The organism is Sorangium sp. So ce185, from assembly GCF_051526825.1.
Lineage (GTDB): Bacteria > Myxococcota_A > Polyangia > Polyangiales > Polyangiaceae > Sorangium > Sorangium cellulosum_D.
This window is the reverse complement of sequence record NZ_CP150316.1, coordinates 3,807,070-3,821,064: the sequence shown is the minus strand read 5'-3', so window position 1 is coordinate 3,821,064 and position 13,995 is coordinate 3,807,070. Positions and strand designations below refer to the sequence as shown.

9 protein-coding genes are annotated in these 13,995 nt (G+C 73.4%); 6 read left to right on the top strand and 3 right to left on the bottom strand.

The annotated features are described in order from the left end of the window. Positions 1-217: 217 nt before the first annotated feature. From WMF26_RS14260 to WMF26_RS14250, 3 genes are all read right to left on the bottom strand, one after another. On the bottom strand, positions 218-961 hold the full coding sequence (locus tag WMF26_RS14260) for a hypothetical protein (protein ID WP_438000785.1): 744 nt from the start codon (positions 959-961) through the stop codon (positions 218-220). Positions 962-1,000: 39 nt separating this feature from the next. Then, on the bottom strand, positions 1,001-4,909 hold the full coding sequence (locus WMF26_RS14255) for a protein kinase domain-containing protein (protein WP_438000784.1): 3,909 nt from the start codon (positions 4,907-4,909) through the stop codon (positions 1,001-1,003). A gap of 247 nt (positions 4,910-5,156) precedes the next feature. Further along, positions 5,157-7,331 carry a substrate-binding domain-containing protein gene (locus tag WMF26_RS14250; protein WP_438000783.1) on the bottom strand — a complete coding sequence of 725 codons (2,175 nt, stop codon included), beginning with the start codon at positions 7,329-7,331 and terminating at the stop codon, positions 5,157-5,159. A gap of 469 nt (positions 7,332-7,800) precedes the next feature. Between WMF26_RS14250 and WMF26_RS14245 the strand changes: the two genes are divergently transcribed. The 6 genes from WMF26_RS14245 (at position 7,801) to ssuE (ending at position 13,933) form a co-directional block, all read left to right on the top strand. Continuing rightward, positions 7,801-8,871, top strand: a complete 1,071-nt coding sequence (locus WMF26_RS14245) for a hypothetical protein (RefSeq protein ID WP_438000782.1) — start codon at positions 7,801-7,803, stop codon at positions 8,869-8,871. Beyond that, the gene (locus WMF26_RS14240) at positions 8,871-9,476 is read left to right on the top strand and encodes an RNA polymerase sigma factor (RefSeq protein ID WP_061621260.1); all 606 of its coding nucleotides are present in this window, start codon (positions 8,871-8,873) and stop codon (positions 9,474-9,476) included. The genes WMF26_RS14245 and WMF26_RS14240 overlap by 1 nt, the downstream gene beginning before the upstream one ends. Then, a complete protein-coding gene (locus WMF26_RS14235) occupies positions 9,473-10,213 on the top strand; it encodes a hypothetical protein (protein WP_438000781.1) in 741 nt (246 codons plus the stop codon). The genes WMF26_RS14240 and WMF26_RS14235 overlap by 4 nt, the downstream gene beginning before the upstream one ends. A 304-nt stretch (positions 10,214-10,517) precedes the next feature. Next, the gene (locus WMF26_RS14230; protein WP_438000780.1) at positions 10,518-10,763 is read left to right on the top strand and encodes a hypothetical protein; all 246 of its coding nucleotides are present in this window, start codon (positions 10,518-10,520) and stop codon (positions 10,761-10,763) included. 316 nt (positions 10,764-11,079) lie between these two features. Further along, a complete protein-coding gene (locus tag WMF26_RS14225) occupies positions 11,080-13,071 on the top strand; it encodes a hypothetical protein (protein ID WP_438000779.1) in 1,992 nt (663 codons plus the stop codon). A gap of 295 nt (positions 13,072-13,366) precedes the next feature. Next, complete coding sequence (gene ssuE, locus WMF26_RS14220) at positions 13,367-13,933, top strand: NADPH-dependent FMN reductase (RefSeq protein ID WP_437337582.1); 567 nt, start codon at positions 13,367-13,369, stop codon at positions 13,931-13,933. Positions 13,934-13,995: the final 62 nt, after the last annotated feature.

Sequence of the window (13,995 nt, the reverse complement as noted above, 5' to 3'; positions counted from 1 at the left end):
CTGGCGAGAGCCGGGCGGCCTTCGCCGCTTTGTCCCCCAGCCCTCGCTCCGGAGCGCCGAGGCCGTCGTTTGAGCTCGAGAGATTGAACCCCAGAGGCACAGAGGGCACAGAGGAAGACAGAAGAGAAAGCTCAGAATCTCTTCATCCCTCTGTGCCCTCTGTGCCTCTGGGGTTCAAATTCTCTCGCTGGCACGAGCGCCGCGCAGCGCGAGCGCCTCACCTGCACGCGAACAGCGGCTCGCCGGTCTCCTCGCAGCCCCGCTCGCAGGAGATCTTGGCGCACCCGCAGCGGCGCAGCGCGCCGCGGTCGCCGGCGCGCTGATCGCAGCCGTCGCTGAGGCTGCGGCACTCGGCCTCGCAGCGCGCGGCCTGAGCAGGCGACGGCGCGCAGTCGACGACATCCGTCCGTCCAGCGGCCTCAGCGCCGCTGCACACCTCGACGGACGCGACCTGCTCGAGCAGCGGGATGCGTCCTCCCGTCATGCACTGCGCGTGCGGCTCACAGACGTGGTCCCGCAGCACCGCCATCACGCGAACGCGCTGACCGGTCAGCGAACGCCAGTCGGGACCGAGCCAGCGCTCGGCGTCCTCCCGCGACAGGATCCTCCCGGCGATGAGCGGCTGAGCGCCCTTCGTCAGCTCCAGCGTCCCGACCCAGCGCTCGCGCGGTGACGCATCGCCAGATCGCTCGCGCTCGGCCGGCGGAGCGACGGGGAGCGCGCCGGCGGGCGCGGGCGCGGCGGCAGGCACGGAGCTCGCCGCCGGCGCCGTCGATGCGGCCGACGCCGCGTGCGCCGTCGAGGCGACCCGCGCCCCCCTCGCCGGCGCGGCGGGCGCGCTCTCCGCGCAACCGATCGCCCCGGCGCCGCACGCGCCGGCCAGCGCCCCGCAAAGCCACAGCCAAGCCCCCGCCGCGACGGGATCGCGCCGCGCGGCGCCCACCGGGATGGAAGAGAGCACGCGTCGTTCTACCACGCGCAGGCCGCGCGGCGCGCCGCCTCAGCTCGCGGCGCGCAGCCACTGCCGCGACAGCTCGAGCACGCGCGCGTTCTCGGGGATCTCCCCGAGGAAGCTCCGGCGGTGCGCCGCGGGCAGCCGCTCCGCCCGCGCGCGCAGCCGCTCGCCCACGCCGGCGATCGCCGCGCACGCGGCCTCGCGCTCGCCCGCCGCGTGGAGCGCCTCCGCGTGGACGAGGCGGGCGAACGTGCCCTTGTAGCCGGGCGCGCCCCAGCGATCGTGCGCCGACACCACCTCCGTCGCCGTGGCGAGCGCGTCCTCGACGCGGCCCGCGGCGAGCCGGATCGAGGAGAGCAGCGCCCGCGCGCCCGCCTGCTCCAGCGGCAGGAACGCGAGCAGATCGATCGCGGTCAGCGCCTCGCGCTCCGCCGCCTCGAGATCGCCCTCGCGGCGGAGCAGGCTCGCGAGCGCCCAGCGCGCGAACCCCTGCTGCAGCGGGTTGCGCCGCTCCAGCCCCATCCCGAGCATCGCCCCCGTCTCGTCCCGCGCCCCGTCGAGCGCGCCGCGATCGATCAGCATCTCGATGCGCAGGAACGTCCGCAGCCACGACACCGGGCCGAGCTCCTCGCCCGCGGACATCGTCTCGAACAGCTCGCGCTCCGCCCGGTGGAGATCGCCGAGCAGCCGGGCGTTCATCCCGATCGCCACCTGCGACACGATCGACCCGCGCCAGTAGCCCGCCTGCACGAAGCTCGCGCGCGCCGCCTCGGCCTGGCACAGCCCCGCCCACAGATCCCCGTCCCGCCACGCCTCGTGGAACGCGTGCGCGATCTGCAGCCACCCGCGCGCCACGGGCTCGCGATCCGCGACCGGCTCCGCCACCTCGCGCACCCGCCGCGTCAGCGCCTCGGCGAGCCGGAACTCGCCCAGCTGGGCCGCGTAGTAGCTCCCCACCCCGAGCGCGAACGCCGCCACCCCCGTCGCCTCCGGCGCGAGCTCCACCGCCTGCAGCGCCCGCACCGTCGCCGTGAACTCGTCCATCCGCCCGAGGTGGATGTCCGCGGTGATCTTCGCCGGCACCGTCCGCACCCACGGCATGCTCCCGGGCGTCAGGAAGCGCTGCGCCTGCTCGAGGTAGAGCAGCGCGTAGTCCCACTCGCTGCGCCACGCGTGCACCTCCGAGAGCACGCCGAGGAGGCTCAGCTGCACCGCGTCCGGCACGCCGCACTCGAGCCCGCGCCGGGCGCGCGCGATCGCCGCGTCCGCGTCGCTCCCCCGCAGCGCCTGCTCGGCCGCGCGCAGGTAGAAGCTCCCCGCGCGCAAGAGGTCGAGCCCCCGCTCGTAGTGCTCGGCGAGCATCGTCGGATCGCTCGCGCCGTTCTGCTCCAGGAACGTCGCCGCGAGCCGGTGCCCGAGGACGCGATCGGTGTCCGTGAGCATCTCGTAGGCCCCCTCCCGCAGGAGCGCGTGCCGGAACATGAACTCCTCGTCCCCGGGGATCCGGCTCTCCTTGCGGCGGACGATCACCTCCCCGTCGCAGAGCTCCGAGAGCACGTCGTGCGGAGCTGCCCACGGCTCCGCGCTCCCGAGCAGCGCCTCGACGCCGCCCCGCCAGAAGACGTCGCCGAAGACGCTCGCCGCGCGCAGCACCTTGCGCGCGTCGCCGTCGAGCGCGGCGAGCCGCGCCTGGACCATCGCCAGCACCGTCTCCGGCAGCACGTCGCCCTTGCCCTCGGCCACGGCCCGGATCAGCTCCTCCAGGTAGAACGCGTGGCCGTCCGCGTGCGCCACGAGGCGCGCCACCGTCGCCGCGTCCAGCTCCTCGCCGAGCGCGTGGCGCACCAGGCGCTCGCACGCCTTCTTCGGCAGCTTCGCGAGGTGAAGCACGCTGAGCGCGCGCCCGCTCCAGAGCGACGGGAACAGCTCGCGGACCTCGGGGCGCGCCAGCCCGAGCACCATGAACGGCTGCTCGCCGAGCGCGCCGAGCACCGCGTCGACGAAGCGCACGGTCGGCAGATCGCCCCAGTGCAGGTCCTCGAGCACGAGCAGGACGGGGCGCGCCGACGTCTCGGCGGCGAGGAAGTCCTCCCACGCGCGGCGCATCTGCTTGCTCATGGTCTCCGCGTCGTCGCGGGCCGCCCGCAGCAGCGCGCTCTCGGCGCCCGGGAACGGGACGCCGGCGATCTCCCCGAGGAACACGGCCACGCGCTCGCGGTCGGGGCCGGGGACGTGCCGCGCGACCCGCGCGACGATCTTCTGCTGGCGGGCGGCGGCCGCCTCGCCGCCGTGGATGCCGCACGCGCCGCGGATCGCCTGCCCGAGCAGGCCGAACGCCGAGCCGACGCGCAGCGCGTCGCCGCAGCCGGTCCAGATCTCGACCGGGCCGCCCTCGGCGCGGAGCGCGCGCGTGAACTCGTGGGCGATCCGGGACTTGCCGACGCCGGGGGGCGCCGTCACGAGCACGGCGCGGGCGACCGGCATCTCGACGCACTCGGCGAAGATCGTCTGCAGCGTGAGCAGCTCGCGATCCCGGCCGACGCACGCGCTCGCCCTGCCGAGCAGCGTCTGCGCGCCGCCCGCGAGGTCGCGCTCGCCGTGGAGCTCCCGCCGCTCGCCCTCGCCGGACACCTCGAACCGCGCGCCGAGGAGCCGGGCCGTCACGTCGTCGATCGCGATCGGCCGCGGGCGCGTGTCGGGGTGCCGCTGGACCGCCCGCCGCGCCTCGCAGGCGCCGAGCAGCCGCGCGGCCCGATCGATCGCCTCCCCCATCGGCAGGTGCCGCGCCATGTGCGCCCGGCCCGTGGAGAGCGCCATCGGCCGGGTCGGGGCCAGCTTCCGCAGCGCCAGCGCGCAGCGCGCCGCGTGCGCCGCCTGATCGGTCGCGTCCCGGCTCGCGACGATGGCGATCACCGCCGAGCCGTCGGCGAGCGCCTCCATGTGCCCGCCGTGCGCCTGCACGACCTGCCGCAGCTGCGCGTCCACGGTCACCTGCAGCGTCTGGTCGAGCGGCGCGGTGTCGGCCTCGACCGGCGCTGGCTCCTTCCCCACGAGCAGCACGGACAAGAGCCGCAGCTCGCTCGAGGTGAGCGCCTCGGGGCGCTCCGACGCGACCCCGCGCGGGGGCCCGCAGCCGGCGGACCGCAGGGTGCTCAGGATCACGGCGACGGTCGCGCCGTCGCTGAGGCGCTCGTCCGGCTCCTTCGCGAGCATCAGGTGGATCACCGCGTCGAGCTGCGGGGGGACCTCGGGGCGGAGCGAGCGGACCGCGGGGACCTCGCCGAACAGGATCTTCGCGAGGATCGCGGGGATGTTCTCGCCGACGAACACGGGGCTGCCCGTGAGGCACTCGAAGAGCACGCAGCCGAGGGCGAACACGTCGGCGCGCGGCGTGAGCGCGTTGTACCCGACGCGCGCCTGCTCCGGGGCCATGTAGGCCGGCGTCCCGAGGGCGACCCCCGTCAGGGTCATCGGCGTCGCGTCGAGCCGGCGCGCGATCCCGAAGTCGAGGATCTTCACCTGGTCTATCTGCCCGTCGACGAGGAACAGGTTGCTCGGCTTGAGATCGCGGTGGACGACGTCGTGGGCGTGCGCGGCCGCGAGCGCCTCGCCGGCCTTGACCCCGAGCGTCAGCGTCTCTTCGATGCTGAGCCGGCCGCGCAGGAGGCGCCGCGCGAGATCCTCGCCTTCGAGCCACTCCATGGCGAGATAGGACTTGCCCGACGAGGCCCTCCCGTGGGCCACGTGCCGCACGATGCCCGGGTGGGAGAGCTCCGACAGGAGCCTTGCCTCCCGCTCGAACCGCGCCTCGTGCGCGCCCTCGCCGAGCACCACCTTGAGGGCGACCGTCTCGCCGGTCGCCCGATCGAGGGCCCGGAACACCTCCCCCATGCCGCCGGAGCCAGCGCGCGTGAGGAGCTCGAACCGCTGCCCGACGACGTCGCCGACGCGCATGAAAGAAGTATTGCCCGGCTGCCGATGCGATGTCCAGCGCGCGAGAAGGAGAGTCGGTCGCTCGCGCCGCTCGCGCCGCCGTACTTGCGAACCTCGTAGGATTTCTCGCTCTACGTCTCTCGTGCTCGACAATCACACTGGCAGCCGACATGCACGTTCATGACGTGCTTATGTCCAGGCGTGTCCGCGCCGAGCGAGCGTGGGAGTCCACAGCGCTGCGCGCGCGCTCAGCGCGGCCTGTGGAGTGTCACTCCGATCCTCGGCGACGGCGCGGCTCCGGCGGCGCGCCGCGCGGCGGCGCCTCGTCGTTACGTCTCGTGCGGAGCGCGCGGACCCCCTCCGGCGCGAGATCCTCGAGCGCGGACGACAGCGACTGATGCGTGGACAGATCGCCGAGATCGATATCGAGGGCGACCAGGCTCATCGCGATCTCCGGGCGCACGCCGACCAGGATGACACGGGCGCCGAGCAGGGCAGCCGCGCGGTGGATCTGCTCCAGCGCGTGGGCGGCCGGGGCGTCGAGGCGCAGGACGCCGGTGACGTCGAGCAGCACGCAGCGCGCCCGGTGCAGGTTCACGCCCTCGACCACGCGCTCGAGCACCTCCCGGGCGCGGCCGGTGTCGAGCTCGCCGATGAGCGGGACGAGCAGCACGCCGCGCAGGAGCGGGATGAGCGGGCAGCCGAGCTCGCGCACGGCCGCCGAGAGCGCGCGCTCGCGCAGATAGGCCTCCTCCAGGCTCGCGTGCTGCTCCGAGAGCGACTGCATCAGCGCGTCGCGCTCGAGGGCCGCGCTGAGGAGCGCGCCCCAGATCGCGACGGTGCCCTCGTCGCCGGCGCTCTCGATCGAGCCCGGGCCGACGATCGCGAGGACCCCCCAGTCGCGGTGGAGCGTGCGAATCGGCTGGAGGGTCACCATGAACGGGCCGCCGGCGGTCGAGGGCGGCAGCAGCTCGGCGGGCGGGAAGGCCTCTCGCGCGTGGACGCCGCCGAGGGCGGGAGTCGGGGTGCCATCGCGGCTGTACGCGCCGGTGACGACGAGGCGCTCGCGGGTCATCGGGTCTTCCCAGAGCCCGAGGCACCCCCAGACGGCGGTTGTCGAGTCGAGCCAGGAGAGCGAGCGGGACTCTTCCTGGGTGCCGCCGAGCAGCGCGAGGCTCACCTCGTGATCGGACCGCACGACCACGCCGAGCTCCTCGACGAACTGCCGCTCGGCATCGATCCGGGCCAGGGTGAGCGAGAGGCGCAGTCGCTCCAGGAGCTCCTCGACGCGCGCCTCGGCCGACTCCGCAGCTTCGGCGGTCCACCCCCCGCGCGGGCGGCGGTGCCGGCCGAGGAGGCGGGCGATCCCCATCAGGCTCTCCACGTCGGGCGTGAGGCGGACGGCCTGCTGGCAGGCCTCGTCGAGCGCGTCCGACGGAGGGGGGCTCGTGCCCTCGATCGCCGCGAGGTACCCCTCGATCACCGTGGCGACGCCGGGCCACACGGCGGCGGGGGGCGTATCGGACGGGAGCGGATGGCCGATGAGCAGCTCCACCATCTGCCGGGCGAGGACGCCGCCGGCGACCTCGTCGGGCGCGCCGCCCCGCCGGTGGAGGAAGCCCTGGAGCAGGTTGCACCCGCAGGTCCGCCGCGGAACGAGCGAGGTCGGCGCGAGCACGGGCCCGGGCGGGACGGCCTCGCCGGCGAGCTGCGCCAGCACGAGATCGCACGCGATCTTCCCGAGGCCGTCGAACCGCTGGCGCACGGTGGTCAGGGGCGGGGTGGACCACTGGGCCTCGGTGATGTCGTCGAAGCCGACGATCGCGAGATCGTCGGGGATGCGGCACCCCGCGGCCTGGAGGACGGACATCATGCCGAGCGCGTTCTTGTCCGTGGCGACGACCGCGGCGGTGAATTCGCCCCGGCGCGCGAGGACGGCCTCTGCGGCCTTGGCGCCGCCGGATTGCCAGTTATTCTCGGCCTCGAAGACGAGCCCGGGATCGAAGGGGATCCCGCTCTCGGCGAGCGTCTCCTTGTAGCTCTCGAAGCGCTCGCGGATGTCGTCCTGGTCCATGAAGCCGACGTAGGCGATGCGCCGGTGCCCGTGCTCGACGAGGTGGCGCACCGCGGCGCGCATGCCTTTGCGGTTGTCCGGCATCACGGTCGGGCAGCCCGCCTCGGGGGCGCAGGTGCTGATCGTGACGAGCGGGACGCGCGCCGCTGCGAGCCGCTCGATGCCGTCGGTGGCGAGCACGACGATCCACCCATCCACCTGGTCCCGGGCGAGCGAGGGAGCCTGGATGAAGTCGGGGGTGCCGCAGATCACCACGACGCGGTGGCCGCGCTGCTGCGCCGCCTGGTGGACGCCCCTGAGGATGGCGCTGAAGTAGAAGCCGTCGAGGAAGGGCGTGAGGACGCCGATGGTGGTCGGGCGGGAGGGCATGGGGGGTGCGCGCGCGCTCCGGGCGTCCGCATCGTCGCGGTCCGGGCGTCGGCATCGTCGGTGCTCATCCTACCGGACATCGAACCACCGGAGGAACGCCCCGGCGGCGAGATCGCCTCACGCGATGAGCGCGAATCGTGCTCCCCGCCCGCGGCGCGAAGCGCGCTGAGCCGCGCGGAACGCCGGGGCATCCGCCGCCTCGCCAGCCTCGGCGCGCGGCCCGCGAGCCTTCCCCACCTGGGTCTCCTCGTGTACACGCGATGGAAGCGAACCAGCATCGGCGCCCGTAAATCCCGTGTGACTTGTGATCTACCCGCGTGTACACAGGCCCCCCACAATTTGGCGACTGAGCTAACATTCTCTCCGTCATGACGCGCCGCACCATACGAAGTCGCCCCCTCCCCCGCCGCGAGCCCGGTCCGCCGGCGCGAAGGGGGCGGCGGTGAGCGAACCGGCCGTACGTACGCTGATGTCAGTCCTCGGCGCCTGCGTCGCGCTCGCCCCGGCCGGGGCGTGGGCCGAGGAGTGCGACCGCGGCGCCGCCGACGTGTCGTGGGTGCGCCTCGCGGGCGCGGAGGCGCAGTGCCCTAGCGCGGCCCAGTTCCGCGCCGAGATCTCGCGGCGGCTCGGGCGCGATCTCGTCACCACGGGCAAGGTCGCCTCGATCGAGGCCATGGTGCAGGGGCAGCCCGGCGCCTGGTCGGCCACGATCCGGACCCAGCTGTGCGACGGCGCCCCGCCGACCGTCCGCGAGTTCGCCGACCACGGCCAGAGCTGCGACGGGATCGTGGCCGCGGCGGCGGTGCACATCATGCTCACCACCGATCCCGAGGCCGCCCTCTCCCCCCCGGCCGAGGCCCCCCCGCCGCCGGCCGCCGCGCCGGCGCCGCCTCCTCCTCCTCCGCCGGCCGCCGTGCGGCCGCCGAGCCCGCCGGCGGCCACGCGGTCGCCGGAGCCGCCGTTCCCCTGGCCGGCCGAGACCCGGGCCGCGCCGCCGCCGGCCGAAGATCCGCCGCCCGTCGGGATCTCGGTCGCCTGGCGCGGGTTCGCCTCGGTGGGCCTCGTCCCCTCGCCCGGGGCCGGCGTCGCCCTCTCGGGCGAGTGGGCGGTCCTGTCGCGGTGGACCCTCGAGACCGGGGCGCTCTGGCTCCCGGAGCAGCACGCGACCCAGCGGACGTTCGCCTTCGGCCTCACCGCCGGCTGGCTCGGCGGGTGCCTGGAGGCGGTCCGGAGCCGATCGCTCGCCCTCGGGCTCTGCGGCCGCGTGGTGGCGGGCGCCATCCACGCCGTCGTCTACGGGGACGAGCAGATCACCCCGACGATCCTGCCGACCGACGTCGGCTCGCGGGCCTGGCTCAGCCTCGGGGCCGGCACCCGGCTCGGCGTCCGCATCGTCGGGCCGCTCCGGCTCGAGACCGGGATCGATCTCTTCGTTCCGATGACACGGTACAGCTTCCAGCTGCAGGACGGGCAGCCGGCGGGCTTCGAGCAGCCGGCCGTCGGCGGCGCGGCGTTCGCGGGGGTCGGGGTCACCTTTTGATGAAGGATCCCCCGGCTGGCAGCATCCACCAGACCGTGGAGCAAGCTTTACGAGCAGAGGTCCTGGGCGACGCCAAGCAGTCGCCGCGGAGCCTCGTCGCCCTACACGCCGAGCACGGCGGATTCGTCTGGGCCACCCTCCAGCGGTTCGGCATCCAGCATCCGGACCTGGAAGATGCCTTCCAGGACGTCTTCATCGTCGTCCAGCGGCGGCTCCCGTCCTTCGACTGGGCCTGCCCCATCACGACCTGGCTCTTCGCCATCTGCCGCCGGGTCGCCGCGTCGCACCGCCGCCGCGCGCACACGCGGCGGGAGCGCCTCGGCGAGGTGGTGGACGACGTGCCGGACTCCGCGCGCGGCCCCGAAGAGATCACCTCCCAACATCAAGCGAGATTGCGGCTCGACGGCATCCTCGAGGCCATGGATCTCGACCGAAGAGCCGTGTTCGTCATGTTCGAGATCGAAGAGATGCCCTGCAACGAGATCGCGAGCCTGGTCGGCGTCCCCGTCGGCACCGTATACTCGCGCCTCCACGCAGCACGGAAAGAGTTCGCCACGCTGTTGAAGAAGAGCGAGTCCGAGCGCGCGCGCAGGGGGGTCCAATGAGCGATCCGAAGCGATGGAAGCAGGAAGGTGGCGGCGCCCCGCTGGGAGCGCGCGAGCTCCTCCTCGCCGCCTCGCGCCCGCGCCCGATGACCTCCGCCGAGCTCGCGCGCACCGCGGCCCGGGTGGCGCCGCTCGCGACGAGCGCGGGCGCCGGGGCGACGGTGCCGATGTGGATCAAGGGGATCTTCCTCGCGGTGGGCCTCGGCGCCGGCGGGGCCGGGCTCTACGCCGCCCTCGACGACGGCCGGAGCGCCGCCGCGCCGGTCGCGCCGCTGACGGACCTGCCGCTGGAGCAGCTGTTCTCGAGCGCGCGGGGCGGCCTGCCCGCCGCCGCCCCGCCGCCCGCGCCCGAGCCGGCGCCCGCGCCGGCGGCGGAGCCGGCGCCCGCGCCCGTCGCCCGCCGGGAGGCGCCGCGGAACGCCCGGCCGGCCGCGCCGACGCCCGACGCGATCGCCGCGGTGGACAACGACGACCTGGTCCGGGAGTCGAACCTCGTCGACAAGTCGCGGGCCGCGCTCGCGCAGGACCCGGCGGCCGCCCTCGCCGCGCTGGCCCGGCACGAGGCCGATTTCCCCAAGGGACGGCTCGCGGAGGAGCGGGAGTTCATCGCGATCCGCGCGCTGATGCGCCTCGGGCGCGCCGACGAGGCGCGGGCGCGGGCGGCGGCGTTCGTGGCGCGCTACCCGTCGAGCTCCTTCGCCGAGCCGGTGCGCCGGATCGTCAGCGCGACGCCGTGACGCCCTGACGGCCCGAGGGCCGCGAGGCCGCGGCGCCGCGGCGGGCTGAAGAGCGACGCGCCCCTCACGATTTCGTGAAGGGCCAGCGGGCTCGGCAGCATTCACCGGGCATGTGGCGATCGTCGACGAGGTCGGGCCGGTGCGCCGCGCCCGGCGCCCGGGCTGGCCCCCCGGCGGCGACCGTCGTCCTCCCGGCGGCCTCCGCGCTCCCGCCCGCCGCGTGCCCGACCGACGTCGCCGTCATCGGCCGGGAAGCTGAGCCCCGCCGACGACGGCCGTGGCGGCGAGATCCGTACACCGCCCCATGAACATGCGCGTTCGCGGGACAGGCATCTTCCTCGACAGGGAGCTCTCCCCTATCGACGACCGCGGCCCGGGCAGCGAGGGGCGCGCGCAACTACGCTTCACGCACGAGCTCCATCCGACGTTCGAGCACATGAACGGCGAATCCCTCGTCCACGCCAGCGACGATGATCTCCGGGTGTTCATCGACGGCCGATCGGCGCCGCACGCGCGGCGCCTGGCATGTCACGGACACGACATCGGATAAGGCTTGCTCGAGACGTAAATACCACTATTGTTCAGCCCGCGTTCACGGGCAGCCGCTCCGGGAGATGAGGGCGTCACTTCGCCTCATCGCAGAGCCGTAGGCTCGACGCCATCCATGCGCGTCGTGCCCCGCTCGGGCGCGCGCTCGACTCGTGTCTTCGCAGGTCGAGGCGCGCGCTCGCCCGCGATCGTCGGGCTCTGTCCGCACGTCCAGCCGTCACCCGGGAGCGCGCGCGCCAGAGCGCGGGCTCCGTCGTTTGTCGTCGTCGTTCTCAGGAGGTTTCATGTTCTCTAAGCCGTCGAGTTCGAGCAATCCGGTGCGCTCTCATGTTGGCTCTGCCCCCGCCGGAGCGCTCCGACGGGCGCGGCGCGCCGCGCTGATCTCGCTCGCGATGCTGCCGGTCTCCTGCGCGGATCTCTCGCCGACGAACGGCGATCCGGCCGATCTCGCGGAGGGCGACGCCGCGTCCGCCGCACAGGAGCTCTCCCTGGCGTTCCCGATCGAGGGGCGCAAGTCGCTCGTCGTCACGAACGCCGATATCCTCAGCGCGTTCACGCTGAAGGACGTGCTCCAGCAGCTCATCGATCAGGCGGGCGTCAGCCTGACGCCCCTCCAGCTGTTCCAGCAGCTCATGGACACGAACCGGAAGGCCGCGGACGGGCTCGGGCTCGGCCCGAACTGCGATGACGTGGTGATCCCCGGCTCGGACGGGTCGATCAACGGCTGGCCGATCGACTGCCCCCGCGCCGTGGGCTTCGAGGCCGACCGGGATCCCTTCGCCGACGAGACCGCCGACAACGCGTACGTCGCCACGACCCTGTCGAACCGCTTCGACCTCGCCCCGCCGGACGGCGCCAACTGCGGTGAGTACCGCGTGGTCTTCGCGAGGCGCTCGGGCATGACCCCGGGGGCGTTCCAGCTGCGCAACTTCATCATCTTCGAGGCCCGGCTGCCCAACCCGACGCCGAGCCTGGGCCGGGAGGGCTGCCGCCCGGTCGTCGACTTCTGGTACGGCCTGTCCGACCCGGCGGAGACCCTCGCGGACCGGCGGGACGCGCTGCACGACTTCTACTTCGAGGGGCTGCCCGGGTTCGAGCCCGTCATCCACATCGATCATTACGGTCAGAACACAGGGCCGTTCGGCGGCCAGATCCGGACCAACGAGTTCCTCTTCGCCCCCGAGGTCGTCGGGGATCCGCCCGTGCCCTTCACGACGTGGAACCTGCGGGAGTTCAGGCTCCTGCACACCGGCTCCGGGACGAGCGCCACGCTGGTCGCGACCCCGTCCTTCGTGAAGGACACCCCGGCCGCGCCGCTCTTCGATCCCGCGTCGACCGACGCGCGCGCCGTCACCTTCCGGAACACGTCGTTCCCGAGCCTGGTGGAGCGGCTCGCCGCGGCCGACGACATCAACCGCTTCGCGTTCGAGCCGGGCTACCCGACGACCATGAACGCCGGGGAGAGCCAGATGATCGGGCTCCAGAACAACTACTTCGCCACGTTCGGCAGCGGGACCTCGGCGCTCAGGACCAGCATCCAGAACAAGCTCACCGCCATGGGCAGCACGCTCACGCCGGACCAGATCGTCGGGCGCGCGTTCTCGCTGTCGTGCAGCGGGTGCCATGAGCCCATCGGCGACGCCACCGGCTCGCCCACCGTCGATCTCGATCTCGGCACGACGGATACGCTGGCCAAGACGGCCCCGTTCGTCCAGACGACCGAGCAGCTCGAGAGCGACCCCATCGAGGGCGGGCAGCGCTTCGCCATCTCGGAGGCGCTCACCGAGGTGTTCATCCCGTTCCGGGAGAACGTGATGGCGGACTTCCTCCTCAACAACCCGATCCTCGGGTTCGAGAAGCCGGGCGCGTGGACGTCGACGCAGGCCCAGCTGTCGCTCCACACGGGCCGCGCGGTGGAGGGCATCTCCTCCCTCCAGATCCTGACGCCGGGCACGTTCCACGCGGTCGTCAGCCCGAATTTCAGCACCGCGGGGCTCACGATCGGCAACAAGATCACGGTCGACCTCTTCGTGTCTCCCGCGCAGCCGAACCCGAGCTGGGTCGGGAACGTCGAGGTGCTGATCTCGATCCCGTCGGCCGGCATCAACAACGAGTGGGCCGGGAACGTGCCGCTCACGCCGATCACGCGGGGGTCGTTCCAGAGGCTCCAGTTCGCCTCGCTGGCGACGGCGACAAAGAACGCGCTGAGCGCAACGCCGCGGCCCACCGACGTGAAGCTGCAGTTCAACTTCAACGTGACCACCAACTCGGGGCCGTACTACCTGGATAACGTCCGGTTCGAGAATTAGCGGGGGCGGGCGCTCGCGAAGGCGAGCGCCCGCTCAGGAAGAGGCGCCGGTGCTCTCCCCCCCGACCGGCGTCCTCTTCCTTTTTTCTTTTGTGGCCCACGCGCGCCCGCGCACGGCCAGGCCGCGGGGCGCCGTGCAGGTGCATGTAGGCACCAGGGAACGCCATGACACCCATCGTCTCCGCAGGCTCACGCGCAGGAGGGCCGCAGCAGCGATCCGTCGGGCACAGTCCGCCAAGGCGGATGAATCATCCGTTATAGTAGACAAGAGCCGTGGGCTTTGTTATGACGCGTTCATGTCAGGCATTGCCATCATCACTGGAAGTGTTTCTGCCCGTTCGAAGACGGCCGCGCTGGCCGCCCGGATCGCGGCGCGGCTCGGGCGCGAGGGGTTTCGCGTCACCACCGTCAACGTCCGCGATCTCCCCGCCGAGGACGTCCTCTTCGGCCGCGTCGATTCGCCCGCGGTCGCGGACGCGGTGCGGATCGTCGCGGAGGCGGCCGGGGTCGTCATCGCGACGCCCATCTACAAGGCCTCGTACACGGGCGCGCTCAAGGCGTTCCTCGACCTCCTGCCGCAGTTCGGGCTCGCGGGGAAGGCCGTGCTGCCGCTCGCCACGGGGGGGACGCTCGCGCACGTGCTCGCCATCGATTACGGGCTCCGCCCGGTCCTCCAGTCGCTCGGCGCTCGGCACGTGCTCGCCGGGCTCTTCCTCCTCGACAAGGCGCTCCGGCTCGGCGAGGACGGCGCGCTCGAGATCGATGACGAGCTCGGAAGCAAGCTGGAAGAGGTCGTGAGGCCCTTCATCGACAGCGTGCTCCGCGAAGGCCTCCCGCTCCCGGCGCGCGACGTGGCCGCCTGAGGTCCGGCCGGGGAGGAGGGCGCCCGCACGGCGCCCTCCGGTTCGATCGCTCGATCCCACGG

Bases quoted from the DNA above. Each gene is read 5' to 3' on its own strand.
- WMF26_RS14250 (WP_438000783.1), bottom strand. From the start codon at position 7,331: ATGCCCTCCCGCCCGACCACCATCGGCGTCCTCACGCCCTTCCTCGAC.
- WMF26_RS14245 (WP_438000782.1), top strand. From the start codon at position 7,801: ATGTCAGTCCTCGGCGCCTGCGTCGCGCTCGCCCCGGCCGGGGCGTGG.
- WMF26_RS14230 (WP_438000780.1), top strand. From the start codon at position 10,518: ATGAACATGCGCGTTCGCGGGACAGGCATCTTCCTCGACAGGGAGCTC.
- WMF26_RS14255 (WP_438000784.1), bottom strand. From the start codon at position 4,909: ATGCGCGTCGGCGACGTCGTCGGGCAGCGGTTCGAGCTCCTCACGCGC.
- WMF26_RS14235 (WP_438000781.1), top strand. From the start codon at position 9,473: ATGAGCGATCCGAAGCGATGGAAGCAGGAAGGTGGCGGCGCCCCGCTG.
- ssuE (WP_437337582.1), top strand. From the start codon at position 13,367: ATGTCAGGCATTGCCATCATCACTGGAAGTGTTTCTGCCCGTTCGAAG.
- WMF26_RS14240 (WP_061621260.1), top strand. From the start codon at position 8,871: ATGAAGGATCCCCCGGCTGGCAGCATCCACCAGACCGTGGAGCAAGCT.